Source organism: Aquimarina algiphila, from assembly GCF_007489275.1.
Classification (GTDB): Bacteria; Bacteroidota; Bacteroidia; order Flavobacteriales; family Flavobacteriaceae; genus Aquimarina; species Aquimarina algiphila.
In genome coordinates, this window is record NZ_VLNR01000006.1 from 50,225 (window position 1) to 68,477 (window position 18,253).

Sequence of the window (18,253 nt, forward strand, 5' to 3'; positions counted from 1 at the left end):
CTTCTCTTTTAAAGTATTATATATGGAAAACGAAGAAATCACAAACGATACAAATTCAGAACAGACTTCACCTATAGCATCATCTGAGCAAGATTTAAATTTTCAAAACAGAATTGATCTTAGTGAATTACAACAAGTAGTAGAAAAATTAAGAGCCGAGCTTGCCAAAGTTATTGTCGGCCAACAAGATTTTATCGAATTATTGATTGTTTCCTTGTTAGCCAATGGTCATGTTTTAATAGAAGGAGTACCTGGAATTGCTAAGACGATTACAGCCAAATTATTTGCTAAGACACTAAAGACTGAATTTAATCGTATTCAGTTTACCCCTGATCTTATGCCAAGTGATGTATTAGGAACTTCTGTTCTTAATATGAAAACCAGTGATTTCGAATTTAAAAAAGGACCTATTTTTTCAAATATGGTACTCATTGATGAAATCAACCGTGCTCCTGCCAAAACTCAAGCAGCTTTATTTGAGGTTATGGAAGAACGACAGGTAACTATAGATGGTACACGATATCCTATGGATCCTCCATTTATGGTATTAGCAACACAAAACCCTGTAGAACAAGAAGGGACCTATGCATTACCAGAAGCACAATTGGATCGGTTTTTATTTAAGATTAAAGTCGATTATCCTACATTGGAAGAAGAAGTAAATATCTTAAAAACACATCATGAGAGAAAAGCCACAAAACCCTTAGAGTTAGTTAATACAATCTTAACTCCACAAAAACTAATAGAGTTTAAGGCAAAAACTCAAGAAGTAATCATAGAAGAAAAGATTCTAGGGTATATTGCAGAAATCGTAACCAAAACCAGAACACATCCGCATTTATATTTAGGTGGATCACCAAGAGCATCTATAGCAGTGATGAATGCTTCTAAAGCTTTTGCAGCAATTAACGGAAGGGACTTTGTGACACCAGAAGATATTAAAAAATCTCTTTTCCCAGTATTACGTCATCGTATTATCTTATCACCAGAACGTGAGATGGAAGGAATGACTACTGAAAATGTTATCGAAATGATCTTACAATCTGTTGAAATACCACGTTAGTTTTGATCAAGTTCTTGAAATCATTATATTTTAGTTTCAGAGTATTTTATACACTAGCATTCCTATCGATTCTTTTTTTAATATCGTATTGGTTTAATGAGTTGTATCCGATTGCCTGGCTTTTAGTATGGGGATTTACAATTATCGTTTTATTTGACGTTATTGTTCTTTACAATACAAAAAAGGGTATTGAAGCTAATAGAATTTTACCTGATAAATTTTCGAATAGTGATTTTAATGCCATTCCCGTTCGCATAAAAAGTAATTACCAATTTACCACAACTGTCGAGATCATTGATGAGATACCTGTTCAATTTCAGAAACGTGATTTCCTTAAGACCGTTAGAATTCCTGTTAAATCTATTTTTGATTTTGAATATGCTCTGCGTCCTGTACAACGTGGAGAATATATTTTTGGAAACTTATATATATATGCCATGACCAGGATAGGTTTTGTAAAACGGCGTTATAGTTTTGACAAATCAGCTATGGTAAAAGTATATCCATCTTTTATTCAAATGAAAAAATATGATTTCTTAGCCATTGATAACAAATTAACTCAGATTGGTCTTAAGAAAATTCGTCGTATTGGTCATACCATGGAATTTGAACAAATTAAAGAATATGTAGTTGGGGATGATGTGCGTACCATAAACTGGAAAGCAACAGCAAAGCATGGAAATTTAATGATTAATCAGTTTCAGGATGAGAAATCTCAACCTATCTATTCTGTAATCGATGCCAGTCGTGTTATGAAAATGCCTTTTAATGAATTGAGCTTATTAGATTATGCCGTAAATAGTACCTTAGCTTTTTCTAATATCGCGCTCAAAAAACATGACAAAGTAGGCATGTTATCGTTTTCTAATACCGTAAATAATTTTTTACCGGATAGCGGAAAAAAAACATACATTAATGCCATATCTGAAACTTTATATAATGTAAAAACTCAGTTTTTAGATTCTGATTTCGGATTATTATATGCTCATATAAAGCGGCAAATTAACCATAGAAGTTTACTGTTATTATATACTAATTTTGAGCATATTTCCTCATTAAAAAGACAACTGCCTTATCTTCAGGCCTTAGCTAAGAAGCATTTATTAGTTGTGATTCTCTTTCAAAATACAGAGTTAGATCACTTAATTCATCAAAAAGCAGAAAACACGCAAACCATATATGATCAAACTATAGCCCAACAGTTTGCCTATGATAAAAAAGTAATGGTAAAAGAGCTACAAAAGCACGGTATCCAAACGATACTTACCACTCCCGAAAACCTCACCGTAAATACTATTAACAAATACCTGGAGATTAAAGCCAGAGGGTTGTTATAAAGCTTCAAAAAATAAGTTTAGCAAAACAAATTAATTTGTTTTGCTAAACTTAAAAATAAACTCAAGTTATAAAATTGCTTCTTTATATTACTACCAATTTAACGAACTAAAAGAAACTTTGGCTTCTCCTGATTGTTGATTATAAGCTCCTGCCTTAAGGTAAAATCCTTTTCCCCAATCACTTTGTTTTATATCAGCAATAGCAATTGAATTTTTAGAATCATTATTAACAACTACCGAAACCTTTGCTCTTGCTTCTTTACTACCATTTTTCTTAGTATGCGTGTAAGGTCGATATCTAATCTGAAATTTAGCAGAACTACCACCTTTTAAAAGTTTGGTTCTTCCACTAGTAGATGCACCCGGTTTGTTTCGGTTTACCGCATAAAAACCACCAGTAACGTACTTTCCTTTACTATTCTTTTTTGCTTTATATTCAATCTTTAATAAAGGGCTATTTTTAACACTATGATGTAACTGCATAACAGTAAATTCTTTATGAGAAGTACTATGAACTTTTAAGTTCCCCGTAGAAGTTATACTTGCCGAAGCTTCATAATCACCAAGTCTACGTAACTCTGTTCTTTTTTTACTATTCTTTGGGCTTTTGAAATACATTTGGTTACCTGCCATATAAAATTTGTCACTTTTATATCCTTTAAAATTCCCTTTTTCTACATTAACCCAAACATCTTTTTTACCTTTTTTCACCTTTTTTTTAACTATGCCACTCCCAGGCCCTTGTAATTTTGCCTTATTAAGAGCTCCTGAAAATTTATCATAAGGTACAGGCGTCTTCTTCTTTTTAGCTAAAAAATCATGAGATTCTGGTTCATTAACAGGGTCATCTTTAGAACAAGAAACAGCACCTAATAACGATAAACATAGTATCAATTGAAGGCTTAATTTAAAAAAGTGTATCGCATATCTTTTTTTTATTTTTTTAATTGTCATGATTTTAATGTTTTTAAATTAATATTTAAGTTGGAATGCATTCATTTCTAAAACACACTTACCGTGCATCACCCTAAATAAACTTATGTTAAACACTATTAAATTATGTTAAACCATGATAGACTTAGCTATTTTTCTATTATTAATTTAAACAAAAACTAGATCATTATACTCTACTTATTTTCTGTTTTTACATTATAAATTAAAAATGCTCCCGGTTTCCCTGGGAGCATTTTAGATAATTGGAATTACATAAAGTAATTATTTAAACTCAATCAATTCTTACCACCACCAGGATGAAGCATTAATATTATCTCCACCCATAGCTGCAGAAGCTTGCTCATAGTTACTTGCATTTACAGATTGTTCTAAACTTGGATATCTTAATCGTACAGGAACCATATCATTATTAAGATTTCCTGATCCCGCCTGAATAAAAGATGGTTTACCGGTCCTTTTCCAATCAAACCAGGGTTCTACTCCGGTATGATAAAGTGCTAACCATTTTTGTTCATATAATCTATCCGTACTATTATCATATGGCACTGTAGTCGTAAGAAAATCAGTAGGTATGGTTACTTCCCATTGATCAAAAGATGACTGTACAGCAATATCGTAGTAATCCTTAGCTACACCTGCAGAGATCATATTCTTTTCTTTAGCCTCTGCCAAAATAAAATTCAACTCACTATAGGTCATAAATATTCCCTCGATGCTCTCTGCTTCTTCAAAAAACTCAACCGCTTTTCTACTAAAATCTGCGGGACGTCCTATTTCTCCAAGTGGTTGTCCAGGTATTATTCCCAGTGTTCGATCGTCGGTTCCCTCCTTCGGACTTATCCATAAATTTAAACGAGGGTCATTATTAGCATCTAGCAATCCCAAAAAGTGAGCTGTTGGTATACGTAAAAAGTATTCATAATCTCTTCCTCCTCCTGCTTGAGATACATTAGATACATCTGGGACAACTCCGCTATATTTATATATAGCATTATCATCATTTGAAGTAAATACAGGATATCTATCTGGATTATTTATGATATTATTCATACCTGAGCTTACATTTTGTACTCCAGATATTCTCATTAGCAAGCGTAAACGTAAAGAATTTGCAAACTTTTTCCATTTACCTAAATCCCCATTGTACATAATATCACCCTTAATTGTTTCTGTAATATTAGCAATAGTATTCGCTTCTTCTAACTTTGAGAATATAGCTGTATAAATATCTTCTTGTTTATCATAGACAGGAGTAGTGATACCTTCAATTGTTCTATTAGCTTCTGTCATAGGCGCATCACCATATGCATCTGTGATAACACTGTAAATATATGCTTCTAGAATTAACGCAATTGCTTTATAATTTTCATTATTATTCTCTTCAGCAATTGCTTTTAAATCATTAATATCTTGCAATATACTATACATTGGGGACCAGAATCTATCGTCTGCCTGCCAACGATATATATCAATATCATTAAATTCATAATTCCCTGTATATTGTCCTATAACATCCCCAAAACCATAAGTTTGATTCACTGTAATATTTGATAAATCAAACAAAACTGTTGGCAATAATAAGTTTTCACTTGCTGTTACCGGATCATTTGGATTGGTATTCAACTCTTCGAACTGATCTGTACAAGCTCCTAAAATAATCAGAGTTAATAAATAAACTATTTTTTTCATGATCATGTTACTTTTTATAATTTCATATTAAGTTTAAAACCGTACGTTCTTGCAGAGGGTAGTTGAGTCACTTCAAATCCTGGTAATAGGGACCCTCCATTTAATGCCTGAGCTTCAGGGTCTATATTGGGAACATCTGTCCACAACACTAAATTGGATCCTACAAGACTTATAGAAAACTGTTGTAAACCTAGTGGTTTAACAACCTTTTCAGGGAAAGTATACCCCAGACTTAACTGACGTAGCTTTATATATGAAGCATCAAAGATATTTGCTTCTGCATTACTTCTGGGCACTCCATAGGCCCATGCTTCTGCGGTTACTTCTTGAGTATTTGGAACAAAACCTCCTGCACCATCAGGTACTACCCCTTCTCCAACAACTCCATCTCTCCATCCGGCTGTAAGTGCTAGAATTCCGCTTTCTCTTCCGATTGCATTGGTATAAGAATAGATTTCTCCCCCTTGTCTGATGTCGAATAATACAGATAAATTTACTCCTTTATATCTTAGATTTGTTGATAATCCTAACATCCAATCAGGGTTGTAGTTTCCTACTTTTTTTCTATCTCCTGTAAGTGGTAAACCATTTTCAAATATAATTTCTCCAGCATCATTTCTAACATAGGCTTGACCATAAATATCTCCCATTTGTTCTCCTGGTCTAGCCTCTACTGTAACGCCATCAGGTCCTTGAGCAATAATAAATGTATCCAGATCACCTGATAATGATTTTACTTCGCTTTCATTTTTTGAAAAATTAGCATTTATACGCCATTCAAAATTCTCTGTTCTAAGTGGCACTATACCTAATGCTAATTCTATACCCGAATTTTGAATCTCTCCTGCATTGGTCACCAAAGAATTGAATCCATTACTACCGGATACTCCTACATTAAGAATTTGGTCTCTCGATGTTGATGTATAATAAGTCGCGTCTAAAGAAATTCGCTTATTGAATAAAAAGGTTTCTAATCCAAACTCTGTAGAAGTTGTTCTTTCTGGTTTCAAATTAGCATTTGGCAATTGAGATGGATTGGTCAATGTACCAGGTAGTGTAGCAAAATTAAATGTTTTTGAAAGTCTGTATGGATCTGTATCCTTACCTACTTCTGCTATATTAAACCGAAGTTTTAAAAAATCTATTGCTTCTGGCATAGAAAACAATGCTGAAGGAATAAAAGACAAGGAAGCTGCAGGATAGAAATACGAATCATTTCCTGCTGGTAGCGTAGAAGACCAGTCATTTCTCGCAGATATATCTAAATATAAAAAGTCCTTATATCCTATATTTGTAAATGCATATACACTATTAATCCTTTTCCTGAAAATATCGCTTCTCAACTCTGGAGTCACATCAATATTTTGTGAATTATAAATTCCAGGAATCGTTAATCCATTACCTAATAAAAAACTTTCAGTGATTTTTTGATCGAATCTATTACCTCCTATTGATGTTTTGGTCTCAAAATTGCCAAATTCTTTTTCATATGAAAGCAGAAAATCTGCATTGATTTCAGAGAAATTAATTCTTTGTTCTCTATATAATCCATTTGGAGCTCGTTGAGCCCCAATAGATCTACGTGACCATCTAAAATCATTTGATTCATCTGCACCAATTCGAGCTAATAAACTTAGGTTTTCTGTTAATTGATACGTTGTATTTACATTTCCAATAAATCTTTTCTTATTAAATGCATTGATATTCTCATTTACAATAAACCAGGGATTATCTCCCCAAGTAAATAATTTACGTTGTTCTTCATTTTCTACATTCCAATAATTCCTTAAATCATTTAAATCAACATTTATGTAGTTCCAAAGTAACGTATACATTATACCTTGTGATCCATATCCTGCTACAGGAAGGTTGTCAGAACTTCTACTTATATAATTAGCTAATCCCTGAATTTTCCATTTATCATTGATGTTATAACCAGCATTTAACCTAAAGCTATTTCCTTTTAAGTTTGTATTAGGGATTATTCCTTCGTTATAATTATTTCCATAACTGAATAAAAAATTTCCTTTTTCATTAGCTCCAGAAATAGAAACTGTATTATTTAAATTTACACCTGTTTCAAAAAAGTCATCTAAATCATATCTATTTATAAATGGCCTATCGATTGGTTCTCCTAAAGCTAATTCTTGAGAAACAATGGACCCATCAAGTCTTGGACCATAATTAGTACCAAAATTTGAGGCATATGCTCCTGCCCATCCACCACCATATTCGGTCTGTAAATCTGGTAGTCTTAATGCAGAGCTAAACATAGTAGAAGATGAAATTTCAACCCCTAAACCACGCCCTTCTTTTCCTTTTTTTGTAGTGATTACAATAACTCCGTTTGCTGCTCTGGATCCATATAGCGCTGATGCTGCAGCACCTTTAAGTACAGTTACAGATTCAAAATCATCAGAATTCAGTTCTGAAAGTCCGTTACCATAATCTGTGGGAAGATCTGCTTGATCAGTAGAATTTCCTCCAACTCCAAAAATGCGATTGTTTACAGGTATCCCATCCAAAATAAACAAAGGTTCATTGCTATTTAGATTTAAAGAATTCTCTCCTCTTATCACCACCCTTGCAGAACTTCCTAAACCATTACTTGCTCCTGTCACCTGTAAACCCGGAACCTTACCAGACAGCGTATTGATAACATTAGTCGCTTTAACTCTATTAATATCTTCAGATTTCAATTCACTAACTGCATACCCTAAAGCCTTTTTTTCTTTTCGAATACCTAAAGAAGTTACTACGACTTCTTCTAATAAATCAGCCCCTTCTTGTAATGAAATATTGATGACCGTTTGATTCTTTATCATTATTGTTTGAGTCTCATATCCCAAAACAGAAAATTCTAAAATTTCTCCTTCGTTAACTTCTAAAGTATAATTTCCATCAAAATCTGTTGCAGTACCTCTTGTTGTATTTTGTATTATTACATTTACTCCCGGAACAGGTGTCCCCGCAGGATCTACTACAACACCCGTAATTTGTTTTTGAGCAAAAAGGGAAGTAGAAAAAATGAGGAATAAAATAATCAGGTTCTTGTTCATTTTCACAAGTTTTTAGTGTTATTTAATAATTGATTTAGATTGCCTATTTGGGTGTAACTTTTACCCAGGTATTAATAGTTTGATTTTTAGTTTTCAAAACAATTTTTATATACTTTGTACCGGTAGGAGGTTTTATTTTGGTAGTAAATTCTTTTTTTTGAATATCAACTTCTCCCAAAAGAGTGAAGTTATCTTTCTCTCCTTTTTTATAATTATCGGTATAGCTTATATATACTTTTCCTATTTCATTTCCCTTATGTTCTGTTAACCACTGCAGATGTAAAAATTCATTATGTATACACACTCCTTCTAACTTAGATACATCTACTTTTTTCATTAGAGAAATTCCATCTAACTCTAATGATGTCTCTTCTGGAACAGTAATACTCAGATAATCGCAGATAGTAGGGAATATATCTACGATAGCTACTTTATTATTTTTAAAGTAAGTATTATCAATAGGCTTACTAAGTGCTATCCAAGTACTTCGCTCTCTATAGGATTGTTGACCATGGTGTTTTCCATCAGTGGGCATTCTTCCATGATCAGTGGTGACTATGATAAGCCAATCTTCTCCAGTTTTTTGTTCTCTTAATTTGACTGCATCCCAAATAAGCCCAAGTAGCGAATCTTCAAAAGACACTGCATTAAAATATGTAGGGCTTTCTCCAAAAATATGTCCCATATCATCACTATGTTCCAGATATATCCAGGACAAATCTGGTCCTGTTTCAAATATGTGATTGGCTGCTTCTCTAGCAACCTCTGCATCTATTCGTTTTAGATATTTCTTTAATTTATCATGTGGAAATTTTTCTTCATTTAACTCTAAACCATCAAAAGAATAATCCATTTTTATTGCGCTTGTCTCCTTTAATCCTTCTCCTACAAGTTTGGTTCTGTTATCCAACCATGACGAATAAATAGCAATTTTCTTATCAGGATATGTATCTTTAAATACTCTAAATATCGATGGGTAATTATAATTGGGGTTTACAATAGAATTTCCATAAACATTATGTTTATTAACCCAGGTGCCTGTCAGTAAACTATTATAACCTACCGCGGATATTGTTGGTGTTTCTGAGTATTTTCCTTTTTCTCCTCCAACATATGCTTCAGAAAAAGCGCCTTCTTTAGACATTGTATCTATAAAGGGAGTATTAGATTTATAAAATAAATCTGTTGAAATACCATCAATAATAACGAATACTACTTTTTTAACACCTTCTGTACTAGTCTTTTTAGAAGCCTTATCCTGACCATTAACAGAACATCCAATCAGTATAATTACTGCGTATAAAAAAAATCTCATAAGAGTTATTAATTAGTTAAAACAAGATTAATCATCAGGGAGAAAGATTAAATTATTACTGTTTTCCCGTTGCAAATCTACAGCGAAGTAAAAATAGATTGAACAACCAGTCAATTAAAAAAAGTTTACTGTATGGTTAAACTAATGTTAGAGATTTTCTATTTAAGTTAATTAAATTGTTTTTAGCAATTTTAATAGATCAACACCTATACATAAGGCAAAACATCCTATTACTAAAGCATTTCCAGATGTTATAGTATCTAAACCTGTGTTGATTTTAATTCCTTTTAACAGCATAATTTTGTTAGTTTAAACGTATGTATGTTTTGAATTCTAAAACAAGTGGAGATTTAATAAATCAAGTTTAAAGCTATATTTTTGACAAAAATTAATAGTTTAATGGGTAGAAAAAACTTAAGTGAAATACGACAAAAAGAAATTATAATTGCTTTTTATACTGTAGCCAAAAAAATTGGCTTAGAAAATACTTCCATCGCAAAGGTTGCAGAGGAAATGGGAATTAGTAAAGGTTTAGTAATGCACTATTTTGCAACAAAAGAGAGTCTTCTAGTTGCTTTAAAAGATTATATTCTCGAAAAATACTTAAGTTTTATTGATTCAGAAAAACTTAAATCCATAGATAGTAAAGAAAAATTAGAAGAATTTATTATGCTATTATTTTCCAGAAAATGGAATGATTACGTGGATGACGGACTCTTTTATAGCTTTTATGCTCAAGTATATAGAAATAAAGATTTCAATAAAAGTTTTAAATCATTTTTAGAAACACTACATAACGTTTTAAAAAACAGACTACTGGATGCAAGAAACAACGGAATCATAGTGAATACAAATATAGATGAGCTTACAGAAATTATTTTTGCTCTAATTGATGGGGCTTATTATTATCTGGGAACTTTTACAGATAACAGAAAAGAGTATGAAAAGCAAGTCACGATATATATGAATCATGTAAAACAATTAATTGAATATAAAACATCTTAAATATCTTCATATTGAATTAATTGATTAATTTTCTTTTCAAAACAATTCTAATTATTGATATTATACCGATAAGACCCCAAACTACATTTACAACAATTGTAGGGTAATCCTCTACTGGCAATGCATTAATAACTAAACATAGAGCTCCAAAAGTATTTACACCGTGAAACACTTCTTTATCAGATTTTAAAATTTCTAAACTTAGCAACAAATAAGCTAGTACATAAGCAATAGCTCCTAGCCAACCAATAATTTGAGGTATAGTCATTCTTATACAATTTTACATCAAATTAACTGCTATTTTCAAGAAACCTATATACATGTCTGACATTATTTACCTTTTCATAACATTACATCTATACCTGGCATCTTTACACATAACATGATTAGATTTTACAATGCTATCAAAACTTGAACATCATAACTGATCAGTGATAGTACTAAAAACAAGTCCATTCTGGAGATACCTACATTTCATCCTCTAAAAATAACAACTCAGTATTTTACTTTATAAAAGACTCCTGGTTTTATAGACTTTTGAATCATCAAAAAACAATAACTATAAAACTTTAATCATATGAAAACTCTAGCTTTAATCGTAGCCCTTCTAATTTCCAATTTTTTCACAAACGCACAAGAAAACATCAATGGAATAACCATTACAGTAACTGTCCCTAATGCTACAAGCTCAGAAGGTGAAGTTCTTTTTGGACTATATGACGAAAATACCTTTATGAAAGCTGCCCCTATAAAAGGTGAAAAAAGTATAATCACTGATGGTGTAGCAAAAATCACTTTTACCAATGTTCCTGCAGGAGTATATGCCATCTCATGTTTTCATGATATAAATGGAAATAACAGAATGGATTTTGAACCTAATGGAATGCCAAAAGAAAATTATGGAGTATCCAACAATAGTATGAGTTACGGACCACCAATGTGGGGTGAAGCAAAATTTGAAGTGACTTCAGAAAACCTAGAACTTGAAATTAGAATGTAAATATATAAATACAAGTATTCATCAATCAAAAAAAGAATTGCACTAATGAAGTGCAATTCTTTTTTGTGATCAGCACATAGACAAAACAAATTTTTAGTAATTTTTTAATAAATAATATCGATAGCTTTCATATTTTTGTTGCCCAAAATATAACCTATGACCATTACACAATTGAAATATGTTTTAGCAGTTGCCGAAAACAAGAATTTTACCAAAGCTGCAGAAAAAACTTTTGTTACTCAGCCTACCTTAAGTATGCAAATTCAAAAGCTCGAAGAAGAACTCGATATTCTAATTTTTGATCGAAGTAAAAAACCTATTGAGCTTACAGAAGTTGGCAGCAAACTTGTACAGCAAGCTAGAAATATTGTAAATGAAAGTGAACGTATTCAGGATATTGTAGATCAACAAAAAGGGTTTATTGGAGGAGAATTTAAGATTGGGGTTATCCCGACAATAATGCCTACTCTATTACCAATGTTTTTAAATAATTTTATAAAAAAATACCCAAAAGTAAAGTTAAAAATTGAAGAGTTAAATACCGAAGCAATAGTTGAACGTCTTCTAGATGGTCATCTCGATGCTGCTATTGCTGCAACTCCGTTAGAAGACGAAAATATAAAAGAAAGGGTATTGTATTATGAACCTTTTGTTGGGTATATCCCTTCTAATCACAGGTTAAATCAGAAGAAAAAAATAGATACTGCAGATCTTGACATTGATGATATGCTACTGTTAGAAGATGGTCATTGTTTTAGAGATGGCATTATTAATCTGTGTAAAACCAAAAAGAGTTATGAAGAAGACCATTTTCAATTAGAAAGCGGAAGTTTTGAAACATTAATAAAACTTGCTAATGAAGGTTTAGGAATGACTTTATTACCTTATTTACATACTTTGGATATCAAAAATAATGAAAAGAGTAACTTGCATTACTTTAATGAACCTTCTCCTGCCAGAGAAGTAAGTCTGATTTTTAATAAAAGTGAATTAAAAATGCAAATCATTGAAGCCTTGCATTCTACTATAGCTGGTATTGTAAAAGGAGCCATTGCTTTCCAAAACGTGCAGATTATCAGCCCTCTGTCAAAAATAAAAAGCGACTAAAAGTCGCTTTTTATATTATGATTTTAAATAAATTAAACAAGATTGTAATTCTGGTTGCTTTACTGTTAGTGATTGAATCCAAATTTTTAATTCTTCAATCTCATGTGGAAGTAGTCTGTTTAGTGCTTTCAGGACTTCCTTTGTAAAAAGATTAACATCAAAACTTACTTTCTTAAGTACAGTCTTAGTGTAATCAAACATCGCTCTGGCCATAAATTAATAGGGGTTTAAATATTAGGTTTAAACAAGTAATTGTAGGAATAAGCTTACTGTTTTTAAAGTTGTTCATGCTAATATATGCAAATAAAACCAAAAAAATAGTCATTTAGCGCTTATTTAACATTGTTAAAAATTGTTATCGCCATCTAAAAGATCTCCTAATCCTCCCAATATACTTCCTTCTCCCTTACTTTTACCTCCTCCTCTAGGAGCTAAAGCCAATACTCTATTAGCTAGCCTACTAAAAGGTAGTGATTGGACATACACCACGCCAGGTCCTATTAGTGTAGCAAAGAAGAGCCCTTCTCCTCCAAAAATTGTGTTTTTAATTCCTCCTACAAACTCTATATCATAATTTACATTTTTAGAAAATCCAATAATACAACCTGTATCAATTTTTAATTTTTCTCCTGGTTGTAGTTCTTTTCGTGCTGTAGTTCCTCCTGCATGAACAAAAGCCATACCATCGCCTTCTAACTTTTGCATAATAAAACCTTCTCCTCCAAATAAACCTCTACCTAATTTTTTGGAAAACTCTATTCCAATAGAAACTCCTTTGGCTGCACATAGAAAAGCATCTTTTTGGCAAATAAATTTATTCCCGTATTTGGTTAGGTCTATCGGAATAATTTTTCCCGGATATGGCGAAGCAAAACTTACTTTCTTTTTTCCTCCAACCTGGTTATAAAAAGCAGTCATAAATAAACTTTCACCAGTTAACAATCGTTTACCCGCTCCAAAAATTTTACCAAAAACTCCTTTATCTTTCTCTGATCCATCTCCAAAGATGGTATCCATTTTTATACCATCATCCATCATCATAAAACTTCCTGCTTCTGCAATTACTCCTTCTTGTGGATCAAGTTCTATTTCTACATATTGCATTTCTTCACCTATGATTTCATAATCGATTTCGTGTGCTGTCATATTTTTAAATGTTTAAAATATTTTGATTAATGAATAACTACTTTATGAGTAAACATTTTTTTAAATATGTTACATCATATTATTCGTACAGAAACGTATTTAAAAAAATCACATTAATATTGATCAGAAAAACTGCCTTTACACTCCCTATAAATTATTTATCTTACTGATACGGTATCAATACTAAGATAATCGCTAACAGTTGGATCAATAAAAAATTTCTGACCTGTCTTTGCATTTTCGATAATTACAAAATCATGATCTTTAAAAAATGGAGATTCGATATAATTATGAATATTAATACCAAAAAAATACAATTCCCCAATTCTGGTCGTAGCTTTCCAGTCTTTTAAAAGAGGATTCTTTTTGATCATATAATTGCAAATAGTTTCAAAAAAGAGTGCATATCCAATACAATGAGTATATTCACTAGTGATCAACTTATTCGGATCAATATCACATTTAGATGAAGTAAAATGTAACTTTTCATTAGTAAGTACTCTCGATTTTTTTAGTATTGATTCAATATCTATAAGATCATCTTCTATTAATTCTTTTTCAATAAAATTGATTAAATTTTCATCTTTTACCTCATAGCCTTTTCTTGAACCAACAACTTCATACTTAATAATAGCTCTGTAAATAGAAGCTTTAAATATAAATAACAACACTATAAGGCTACTAAGAATATATATTTTTTTGAATTTCATCTTGTAAAACAGAAATCTGAAACACAATATACTTAAAAGGTGATCGGATAAATGTTATATTTCTTTCCTTATACCTTTTTAACTTTAACAGTCCACTCAAAATTAAATGTAGACACTTCTACTCCATCTGTATTGGTTCCAATAGATTTCATCCAAACCGTTTGCCCTTCTCCTGTTTCTATTGTTTTTTTAATTGCATCTTCTACCAGATTACCATCATTACATACAAAAGTAATTCTTCCTGTAGCCTTCTTTGTAAACGTAGCATTGTTGTTTGCAACCAACATAGAGATTTTTTTACCACTGTCTCTTATATATCCTGTTACCATAGCTCCTGTAGTAAGTTCAGCAGCCATTCCTTGTACAGCCCAGAACATAGAATTAAATGGATTTTGATTTATCCATCTGTGCTTTACACTTACCGTACAACTAGTTCTATCGATACTTTTTACCCGTACCCCACACAACCATGCAGAAGGTAATTTAAACAATAAGAAGGTATTAAGCTTACCCGGAGTAATATTCATGATTTTCATTTTTAGTATACACAATATAAGTAAAAAGAAACAGCATGCAAAAGACTTTAAAATATTAAATTTATGTTAAATTATGGTACTATGTTTTGCATAATACCTTTTTTTAACCATATATTTGCATAAGAAACTATTATATACTTTTAAAATGTCAATCAAAAATCACAAAAATATCGCAACGTTTATGCATCTCGGTGCATTCTCAAAATACTTTATTCCTTTTGGGAATTATATTGTTCCAATTCTATTATGGACAACGAACAAAGACAAATCAGAATTCATTGATGATCATGGTAAAGAAGCTATCAATTTTCAACTAAGTATATTATTATATACTATTATCCTTGGAATATTTTCATTTCCGTTTTTCATTTTTAATGTTTTTGGAGATGCTACAATATCAGATTTATTTCATTTTAATGACATATCCATCAATTTCTCTGATGCAGGAGGGTTTAGAACTCTTATTGGAGCTTCCTTTGTAGGTGTTATCGCTTTAATCGGTTTTTTTCTGGAAATAATCTTTACAATTAGCGCAGCAATGAAAGCAAATAAGGGTGAAAAATACAGATATCCATTATCTATACGATTTATAAAATAATGAAGGCAGTAATAAACATAAAATATATTCTAATAATGACTCTTGCAGTTGTACTGTCCTTTTTCTTTCATGAATTAGCACATTTACTTACAGGAAAGCTATTAGGATATCCCATGCAAATGACACTTAATTCTGCTTTCTTGGTAGAAGGAGAATATAAAACAGTATGGCATGAGCACATTGTAAGTGCTGCCGGACCGCTCTTTACAGTACTAACAGCATTTGTATTTTTTTATGTTATTAGAAAGACAAAAAATATGTATTGGTATCCTTTTTTGTTTTTTGCTTTTGCTTTTAGACTAATGGCAATGATTGTATCGATTTTTAATCCAAATGATGAAGCTCGAATTAGTCAATGGTTGGGATTAGGGTATTGGATACTTCCATTATTAGTATGCTTTACATTATTGTTCTTATTAATAAAAACATCAAAGGAACAGGAATACACTATAAAGTTTAACCTAATCAATTATCTTTTAACATCTGTTTTTATAGCTGGTGTAGTATTTACTGATCAATATTTTTTAAAGTAACCATCAATCAAACATCAATCAAACATCAATCAAAAAATGAACAGTTTAACATTTAAAAATTAGTTTTATGAAGATCGAAAACACAAAAGCGCAAATGCGCAAAGGTGTTCTGGAATATTGCATACTTTCTATCCTTAAGGACGATGATGCTTATGTTGCTGAAATTTTGGGAACCCTTAAAGACGCAAAAATGCTTGTGGTAGAAGGTACAATATATCCCCTGTTAACAAGACTCAAAAATGCAGGATTATTAAGCTATCGCTGGGAAGAGTCAACGTCAGGACCACCTCGTAAATATTATGGACTCACCGAAACAGGAAAACTGTTTCTCAAAGAATTAAATACCACTTGGGAAGAATTACAAAATGCTGTAAATCTGGTAACCAAACAAAAAAAGAAGTAAAATGAACAAGACAGTTAATATAAATTTAGCAGGCATATTTTTTCATATAGACGAAGACGCTTATCTAAAACTGCAACGTTATCTAAGTGCTATAAAACGCTCTTTCACTGATTCGCAAGGGAGAGATGAGATCATAGCAGATATCGAAGCTCGTATTGCAGAGTTGTTTAGTGAAAAAATAAAGGATGAACGACAGGTTATTGGAAATCAAGAGGTAGAAGAAGTAATCACTGTAATGGGACAACCCGAAGATTACAGATTAGACGAAGAAATCTTTGAAGATGAGCCTAAAACATCAAATCAAAAATCAAAAACATCAAGACACCTATTTAGAGATACAACAAATTCTTATGTAGGCGGAGTAAGCTCTGGATTAGGTCACTACCTAGGAATAGAAGCAATTTGGATTCGATTAGCATGGATATTATTTACAATTTTCTCTAGTGGAGCCTTTGTTCTTATCTATATAGCTTTCTGGATTTTTGTTCAGGAAGCTAAAACTACAGCCGATTTTCTTGCTATGAGAGGAGAAGCTGTAAATATCAGTAATATAGAAAAGAAAATTAAAGAAGGATTTGATGGTGTTGCTGACACCGTAAAAAATGTAGATTACCAAAAATACAGTAGTAAAGTAAAAAATAGTTCTACTACTTTCTTTGATGCTTTGGGAGATGTACTTTTATTCTTACTAAAGATTTTTGTAAAGTTTATAGGTGTTCTACTTATTATCATTGCCGGTGTAACTTTAATCAGTCTTTTTATAGGCCTGTTTACTTTGGGAACATTTGGATTTATGGATACCCCATGGGTTGAATACATAGAAGTTGGCAGTCATCCCGAAGTACCACTATGGTTAATTTCTTTATTATCCTTTTTTGCAGTAGGAATACCATTCTTCTTCTTATTCATTCTTGGATTGAAAATTATGATTAAAAACCTAAAATCTATAGGTACCCCGGCAAAACTTGGTTTATTAGGAGTTTGGATGCTTTCATTAATAGGGTTAGGAATTGTCGGTATCAGACAGGCAACTCTAGAAGCTTATGATGCGCAAGTAATCACAGAAAAAGAAATACTTCCTATAACCAGTAAGGACACACTAACTATAAAAATGGAAGGTAACAATAGATACGTTAGACATTTAAGACATAGACACGATTATAAGATCAAACGTGACGAACAAGGCAACAGAGTAATTGTTATTCAGGATGTTGAAGTATACCTTAAGGCTTCAAAGAAAGATTCTACTTTAGGAATTTCTATCGAAAAGAAAGCTCAGGGAAGATCTTATGAAGAAGCTTCAAAAAGAGCCGAAGAGCTTAAATATGCATACGAACTTGATGGTGATACTTTACTATTAAACGGTTATGCCATTACTGAATATACTAACAAATACAGAGATCAAGAAATAAAAGTGATCTTAACACTACCCGAGGGAATTACAATATTTGCTGATGATAATACATCAGGGTATAATAATTCCTGGAAATATGATGACTATATCACCGTAGATGGAAAAGAAGGAAACTATGTAAAGTTAGTAAATGGAAAATTTGAATGCGATACATGTATCGAAGATCAAGATGAATGGGAATACCAAGAATCTCAAAATGATGATGACAGTATTAAGATCAATATTAACACTGATGATGAAGATTTTAAATTAAAAATTGATGAAGATGGAGTAGAACTAAATAATGAACCCGTAAAATTAAAAATCGACGAGAACGGAATAGAAATTAAAACCGAAAATTAAATCAAATCAAAAAACGAACAGTTTAAATTCATTAAAACATAA

At 31.7% G+C, this 18,253-nt stretch carries 18 protein-coding genes; 9 read left to right on the plus strand and 9 right to left on the minus strand.

Going from position 1 to position 18,253, the window contains the following annotated elements:
• Positions 1–22: 22 nt before the first annotated feature.
• Both FOF46_RS04220 and FOF46_RS04225 read left to right on the plus strand, forming a co-directional pair.
• A complete protein-coding gene (locus FOF46_RS04220; RefSeq protein WP_109434567.1) occupies positions 23–1,063 on the plus strand; it encodes an AAA family ATPase in 1,041 nt (346 codons plus the stop codon).
• Between the two features lie 5 nt (positions 1,064–1,068).
• Entirely contained in the window at positions 1,069–2,400 is a 1,332-nt protein-coding gene (locus tag FOF46_RS04225; protein ID WP_143915611.1) for a DUF58 domain-containing protein, read from the plus strand.
• Positions 2,401–2,490: 90 nt separating this feature from the next.
• On the opposite strand, the gene FOF46_RS04230 is transcribed toward FOF46_RS04225, so the two are convergent.
• From FOF46_RS04230 to FOF46_RS04245, 4 genes are all read right to left on the minus strand, one after another.
• Positions 2,491–3,354, minus strand: a complete 864-nt coding sequence (locus FOF46_RS04230; protein WP_143915565.1) for a polysaccharide lyase family 7 protein — start codon at positions 3,352–3,354, stop codon at positions 2,491–2,493.
• Positions 3,355–3,636: 282 nt separating this feature from the next.
• Complete coding sequence (locus FOF46_RS04235; RefSeq protein WP_167571743.1) at positions 3,637–5,043, minus strand: SusD/RagB family nutrient-binding outer membrane lipoprotein; 1,407 nt, start codon at positions 5,041–5,043, stop codon at positions 3,637–3,639.
• Positions 5,044–5,057: 14 nt separating this feature from the next.
• Positions 5,058–8,102, minus strand: a complete 3,045-nt coding sequence (locus FOF46_RS04240; RefSeq protein WP_143915567.1) for a SusC/RagA family TonB-linked outer membrane protein — start codon at positions 8,100–8,102, stop codon at positions 5,058–5,060.
• Positions 8,103–8,145: 43 nt separating this feature from the next.
• Positions 8,146–9,417: an alkaline phosphatase family protein gene (locus FOF46_RS04245; protein ID WP_143915568.1), complete on the minus strand. Its 1,272-nt coding sequence runs from the start codon at positions 9,415–9,417 to the stop codon at positions 8,146–8,148.
• 399 nt (positions 9,418–9,816) lie between these two features.
• Between FOF46_RS04245 and FOF46_RS04250 the strand changes: the two genes are divergently transcribed.
• Complete coding sequence (locus FOF46_RS04250; RefSeq protein WP_143915569.1) at positions 9,817–10,422, plus strand: TetR family transcriptional regulator; 606 nt, start codon at positions 9,817–9,819, stop codon at positions 10,420–10,422.
• Between the two features lie 16 nt (positions 10,423–10,438).
• Here FOF46_RS04250 and FOF46_RS04255 read toward each other — a convergent pair whose 3' ends face one another.
• Entirely contained in the window at positions 10,439–10,690 is a 252-nt protein-coding gene (locus FOF46_RS04255) for a CBU_0592 family membrane protein (RefSeq protein ID WP_109434561.1), read from the minus strand.
• Positions 10,691–10,999: 309 nt separating this feature from the next.
• Here FOF46_RS04255 and FOF46_RS04260 point away from each other — a divergent pair, with 309 nt between their 5' ends.
• Complete coding sequence (locus FOF46_RS04260; protein WP_143915570.1) at positions 11,000–11,422, plus strand: DUF2141 domain-containing protein; 423 nt, start codon at positions 11,000–11,002, stop codon at positions 11,420–11,422.
• A gap of 156 nt (positions 11,423–11,578) precedes the next feature.
• The gene (locus FOF46_RS04265; RefSeq protein WP_109434559.1) at positions 11,579–12,529 is read left to right on the plus strand and encodes a LysR family transcriptional regulator; all 951 of its coding nucleotides are present in this window, start codon (positions 11,579–11,581) and stop codon (positions 12,527–12,529) included.
• Positions 12,530–12,544: 15 nt separating this feature from the next.
• On the opposite strand, the gene FOF46_RS04270 is transcribed toward FOF46_RS04265, so the two are convergent.
• From FOF46_RS04270 to FOF46_RS04285, 4 genes are all read right to left on the minus strand, one after another.
• Positions 12,545–12,742, minus strand: coding sequence for a hypothetical protein (locus tag FOF46_RS04270; protein ID WP_025664664.1), 198 nt, complete (start codon positions 12,740–12,742; stop codon positions 12,545–12,547).
• 132 nt (positions 12,743–12,874) lie between these two features.
• Positions 12,875–13,675, minus strand: coding sequence for a TIGR00266 family protein (locus tag FOF46_RS04275; protein ID WP_143915571.1), 801 nt, complete (start codon positions 13,673–13,675; stop codon positions 12,875–12,877).
• 158 nt (positions 13,676–13,833) lie between these two features.
• Positions 13,834–14,385 (minus strand): hypothetical protein, encoded by a 552-nt coding sequence (locus FOF46_RS04280; protein ID WP_143915572.1) that lies wholly within the window; start codon positions 14,383–14,385, stop codon positions 13,834–13,836.
• A 68-nt stretch (positions 14,386–14,453) separates the two neighbouring features.
• Positions 14,454–14,912 (minus strand): DUF4442 domain-containing protein, encoded by a 459-nt coding sequence (locus tag FOF46_RS04285; protein WP_143915573.1) that lies wholly within the window; start codon positions 14,910–14,912, stop codon positions 14,454–14,456.
• 154 nt (positions 14,913–15,066) lie between these two features.
• On the opposite strand from FOF46_RS04285, the gene FOF46_RS04290 reads away from it, so the two are divergent.
• From FOF46_RS04290 to FOF46_RS04305, 4 genes are all read left to right on the plus strand, one after another.
• Positions 15,067–15,519: a DUF4870 domain-containing protein gene (locus FOF46_RS04290; RefSeq protein WP_109434555.1), complete on the plus strand. Its 453-nt coding sequence runs from the start codon at positions 15,067–15,069 to the stop codon at positions 15,517–15,519.
• Positions 15,519–16,052 carry a zinc metalloprotease gene (locus FOF46_RS04295; RefSeq protein ID WP_109434554.1) on the plus strand — a complete coding sequence of 178 codons (534 nt, stop codon included), beginning with the start codon at positions 15,519–15,521 and terminating at the stop codon, positions 16,050–16,052. Before FOF46_RS04290 ends, FOF46_RS04295 begins: the two co-directional genes overlap by 1 nt.
• Positions 16,053–16,119: 67 nt before the next feature.
• On the plus strand, positions 16,120–16,455 hold the full coding sequence (locus FOF46_RS04300) for a PadR family transcriptional regulator (protein ID WP_109434553.1): 336 nt from the start codon (positions 16,120–16,122) through the stop codon (positions 16,453–16,455).
• A 1-nt stretch (position 16,456) separates the two neighbouring features.
• Positions 16,457–18,211: a PspC domain-containing protein gene (locus FOF46_RS04305; protein ID WP_109434552.1), complete on the plus strand. Its 1,755-nt coding sequence runs from the start codon at positions 16,457–16,459 to the stop codon at positions 18,209–18,211.
• Positions 18,212–18,253: the final 42 nt, after the last annotated feature.

Coding starts and splice junctions, on each gene's coding strand:
- FOF46_RS04235 (WP_167571743.1), bottom strand. CDS start 5,043: ATGAAAAAAATAGTTTATTTATTAACTCTGATTATTTTAGGAGCTTGT.
- FOF46_RS04270 (WP_025664664.1), bottom strand. CDS start 12,742: ATGGCCAGAGCGATGTTTGATTACACTAAGACTGTACTTAAGAAAGTA.
- FOF46_RS04265 (WP_109434559.1), top strand. CDS start 11,579: ATGACCATTACACAATTGAAATATGTTTTAGCAGTTGCCGAAAACAAG.
- FOF46_RS04240 (WP_143915567.1), bottom strand. CDS start 8,102: ATGAACAAGAACCTGATTATTTTATTCCTCATTTTTTCTACTTCCCTT.
- FOF46_RS04220 (WP_109434567.1), top strand. CDS start 23: ATGGAAAACGAAGAAATCACAAACGATACAAATTCAGAACAGACTTCA.
- FOF46_RS04280 (WP_143915572.1), bottom strand. CDS start 14,385: ATGAAATTCAAAAAAATATATATTCTTAGTAGCCTTATAGTGTTGTTA.
- FOF46_RS04255 (WP_109434561.1), bottom strand. CDS start 10,690: ATGACTATACCTCAAATTATTGGTTGGCTAGGAGCTATTGCTTATGTA.
- FOF46_RS04300 (WP_109434553.1), top strand. CDS start 16,120: ATGAAGATCGAAAACACAAAAGCGCAAATGCGCAAAGGTGTTCTGGAA.
- FOF46_RS04285 (WP_143915573.1), bottom strand. CDS start 14,912: ATGAATATTACTCCGGGTAAGCTTAATACCTTCTTATTGTTTAAATTA.
- FOF46_RS04250 (WP_143915569.1), top strand. CDS start 9,817: ATGGGTAGAAAAAACTTAAGTGAAATACGACAAAAAGAAATTATAATT.
- FOF46_RS04290 (WP_109434555.1), top strand. CDS start 15,067: ATGTCAATCAAAAATCACAAAAATATCGCAACGTTTATGCATCTCGGT.
- FOF46_RS04245 (WP_143915568.1), bottom strand. CDS start 9,417: ATGAGATTTTTTTTATACGCAGTAATTATACTGATTGGATGTTCTGTT.
- FOF46_RS04275 (WP_143915571.1), bottom strand. CDS start 13,675: ATGACAGCACACGAAATCGATTATGAAATCATAGGTGAAGAAATGCAA.
- FOF46_RS04230 (WP_143915565.1), bottom strand. CDS start 3,354: ATGACAATTAAAAAAATAAAAAAAAGATATGCGATACACTTTTTTAAA.
- FOF46_RS04295 (WP_109434554.1), top strand. CDS start 15,519: ATGAAGGCAGTAATAAACATAAAATATATTCTAATAATGACTCTTGCA.
- FOF46_RS04260 (WP_143915570.1), top strand. CDS start 11,000: ATGAAAACTCTAGCTTTAATCGTAGCCCTTCTAATTTCCAATTTTTTC.
- FOF46_RS04305 (WP_109434552.1), top strand. CDS start 16,457: ATGAACAAGACAGTTAATATAAATTTAGCAGGCATATTTTTTCATATA.